The 3,621-nt window shown below is 59.4% G+C and carries 3 protein-coding genes; 2 read left to right on the plus strand and 1 reads right to left on the minus strand.

The annotated features are described in order from the left end of the window. Positions 1 to 489 (minus strand): PEP-CTERM/exosortase system-associated acyltransferase (locus M3436_20070; protein MDQ3566272.1); only part of this gene is annotated, 489 nt, incomplete at its 3' end. 371 nt (positions 490 to 860) lie between these two features. Between M3436_20070 and M3436_20075 the strand changes: the two genes are divergently transcribed. Continuing rightward, positions 861 to 1,643 carry a methyltransferase domain-containing protein gene (locus M3436_20075; GenBank protein ID MDQ3566273.1) on the plus strand — a complete coding sequence of 261 codons (783 nt, stop codon included), beginning with the start codon at positions 861 to 863 and terminating at the stop codon, positions 1,641 to 1,643. 411 nt (positions 1,644 to 2,054) lie between these two features. After that, on the plus strand, positions 2,055 to 3,621 hold a 1,567-nt coding region (locus M3436_20080; GenBank protein ID MDQ3566274.1), incomplete at its 3' end, for a PAS domain S-box protein.

Below are 3,621 nucleotides of genomic sequence, written 5' to 3' on the forward strand. Positions count from 1 at the left end.
GACCCGGCGCTCGTCGCTCCGGCGACCGGTGTCGCGGCCCTGTTCTGCCAGGCCATCCGGCCATTGCTGTTCCCCTCGCCGGGAACGAAACTGTTTGGCGAGGATGAAGCGGGAGCACTCGGCGATAGTGCCGCGGGCCGCACAGAATTTGGTTAGATAGTCCCGGTCGATGTGCTCCCCAGCCGCGACCTCGATGGGGAATGGCGCATCCGGCTGGACGGGGTCGGCGAGCACCAGCCTGACCGTTCCCGCGTTGGTGCCGGTGGGCCGGTGGCGGAGCAGGCAGTGCACCGAGCGGTGCTCGTAGTCGTAGATGTCGCGCTCCAGACCATCGGGATAGTCCAGCGGATCAAAACCAGGTAAGCAGCCTTCCTGACAATAGACCTGGTAACGCAGACGGAACGCGTGCTCCAAGAGATCGGGAGTGTCGGCCGGCACAATCTCAAAGTACTGCCTAAAATGAGTGACAAGATCGTAGGGTAGACTCATGCGAAAACTCGTGAACCGAAGGACCCGGCGATGCCCCCCGGCATTGGGTCAGTGTTCATTTGCACGAACGCGGCGAATATCAACAACCGACGCTGGCGCGCGGGGCGCTGCATTGCGTCCTGGGGCCGGCAGGCTCGCTAAGACAGGTATACTGGTCCAGACGGTCCCGAGGTGGGCGAGCATAGTGTGTAATAGACTCTCCGGGCTTGCATGCACTGTCAGACGGCATGACTGGAGTTCCCCAGGTTCTTAAGCTAGTTTTAGGCCGGCTAAAAAAATACTTTGCGAGTATGTCGAATGGTACATTGCTCGTCAATATGCAGCGAGCGCGACCGCTACACTGCGGGTATCTGAAAGATCGAGGAGGCCCAATGACGGAGTCGAAAGGTTATGTGGACCGCTCTTATCTTCGCTGCGCCGAGCAACTGCTGCGCTCGGTCAAGGAGCAGAGCTATGCCCGGATGCACCTCGCGCCCGGTCACAAGGTCCTCGACGTCGGCTGCGGCCCCGGCACGGACACGCTGCCGCTGGCGGAACGGGTGGGCGCCGCGGGAATGGTACTTGGGATCGATAGCGATTCGGCCATGTTGATTGCGGGCGACCGCCGCGCGAGGCAGGCGCGGCTCATCACCCGGGTATCGCATCAACGTGGCAGCGCCATGTCCTTGCCGGTGCGGTCCGAATATTTCAATGCAAGCCGTTGCGAGCGTCTGTTTCAGCACTTACCTGATCCGGAGCGGGCTTTGAAGGAGATGGTACGCGTGACCCGGCAAGACGGGTGGGTAGTGGTCTTGGATACGGACTGGGGTACGCTCTCTATGCACAGCAAGGAGGTTGAGATCGAGCGCCGGCTGCAGCGCCTCCATGCGGAACGTTTGCTGTACAATGGCTACGCCGGCCGCCAGCTCTACCATCTCTTCAGACGGCAGCGCCTAGAGGATATCCAGATCGATCTCTACCCGGTCTATTTGGTAGAGTTAGCACAGGTGCGGGAGCTCACCGTGCTGGATGAGACTGAACGGGAGGCGTTAAATCTCGGGTTGCTCAGCTCCACGGAACTGGAACGCTGGCACGCAAGTCTGGCGGAGATCGAGGCGGAGGGTGGCTTTTTTTGCAGCGCCACACTGGTCATGGTCGCGGGTCGCAAGCCGTGAGCTAGCTGCGATCCATTTGCTGCGCAGGCAAGACGGACTCAGCGGCCAGCAACATCTACGGACGGCGCAGGTTGATTGTACGTGTTGGGAGGCATTATGCTTAACCTGGAAAAGCCCAACATGCTGCTCGCAGGTTGTCCCATATCATACAGGTCGGTGCTCAAGATGCTGAACCGGTTTGGCAGGACTGAAGGGGCGGTATATGTTACGGTGGAGCCGGTAACGTTGCGCACCCAATACCGGCACGTGAACGGAAGTGCTTGCTTACCTATCGAGAACGCTCCTATTCCGAGCGCCCTCGAACGCGAAGAGGATCTATTCGCGTTTCTGGTCCTCTATTGAGTTTAGCCGGGCATGGCTCATTCAAAGAGGAGGGATCGATTCTTAAGTCTTAAGTGGAAAGCCCTGATCTTGACCAGTCTGGTGCTGGTTGCCGTTACCGTCTCCTATACCGGCGTTAACTACTTCGCCTTAAATCAGCAATTTCAAAAGCGGCGTATAAATATTCAACAAGAATACGCGCGCCAGGTGCAAGGCTTGCTCGACCAGTCGAGTCAACGGCTGCGGCAACTCGGCACCGTACTCGCGTCACTCCCGGATATACAGCGGCAACTGAGTAGCTCGCCTAGCGGTGACATGACAACCGGGTTCGATCGTGTGTGGACAAATCTTGCACTCGATAGGGGCATGGAGGTCTTGGTACTGTTCTCGGATCCCGGCCGCACGGTCATCGCACGCGGATGGCGCGCGGGTGATAAACGCGCTAAGGGTCTCGCGCAAACGGTTAAACGCGTGATCGAGAACGAGACGCCGGAAGAGCTTTACGATTGCGCCAACAAGTGCATCCAGTTCGCGGTGATCCCCGTTCTTGGTCCGGAGAATCGATCCGGGGCCATGGTATTGGGTGTTTCGCTCGCCGACGTGGTGCTTGACTTCCAACGCGTCTCGGGCGCCGACATGGGCTTGGTCGCATCGGGCCCCATTCCAAACCCCGGGAGCGCCGACACCACAAGATACCTCAAAAACTGGCGCAAGCGAGTCGTCGCGGTGAGCAACGCCGCACGCAATATCCCGCTGCTCAACACCGTCGCTTCACGTTTTCCATTTTCGCAGCCGGTTGAGGCGCCAATCTACGAGTCCGTCGAAGGGCAAGCGTTCGAAATCCGCTTGGTGCCGCTCGCAGGATCGCTGAAGATGGCGCAAGCCCATCTCGTCGTGATCGCCGAGGTCACCGGCCAGGTGCAGGAAATCCGGGAAACCACGCACCGGAATATCGCGCTCGGTATCGCGGGGCTTATCTTGGCTGAATCGCTGTTGCTCGTAGTCCTTTGGGGACCCATGTCGCGCCTCAAGCGCGCGGCTTCGAATCTGCCGCTGCTTGCGGAATCCGCCTTCGCTCAGGTTCGAGCGGCGATCCCCGGAATGCACGCGGGCCGCTGGCTTCGGGATGAGGTGGATGTCCTCAATACGACCGCCGTAACCCTCTCCTCACAGCTCGAGACCTTACACGGCGAGGTCGCGAAGAAGAGCCAGGATCTCTCCGAACGGGTCAAAGAGCTAGGCCAAGAGCGTGATTTCGTCACCCAAGTCTTGTACACGGCCCAAGTCATCATCCTGACCCAAAACCGCCACCACGAAATCCTCATGACGAATCCGTATACGGAAACACTCTCCGGTTATTCTCGCGCGGAGCTACTCGGGCGATCGTTCCTCTCCCTGCTGGCGCGCGATCATCCAACGGTCGGACAGACCAGCCATCTGGCCGATCTGGTCTCCGGTGCGAGTGTTCACGTGCAAGAAGAATGCGATCTACGCTGTAAGGACGATTCTTTCTTACAAGTGGTGTGGCACCACTCCCGGCTCAAGGGACTATCGCGCGATGATCCCATGATTCTCTCGGTCGGTATGGACATCACCGCCCGCAAGCGGGCGGAAATGCGCCTCGCTTGGCTTGCCGACCACGACCCGCTCACCGGTC

This window comes from Pseudomonadota bacterium, assembly GCA_030859565.1.
In the GTDB taxonomy this organism is placed as follows: Bacteria; Pseudomonadota; Gammaproteobacteria; order JACCXJ01; family JACCXJ01; genus USCg-Taylor.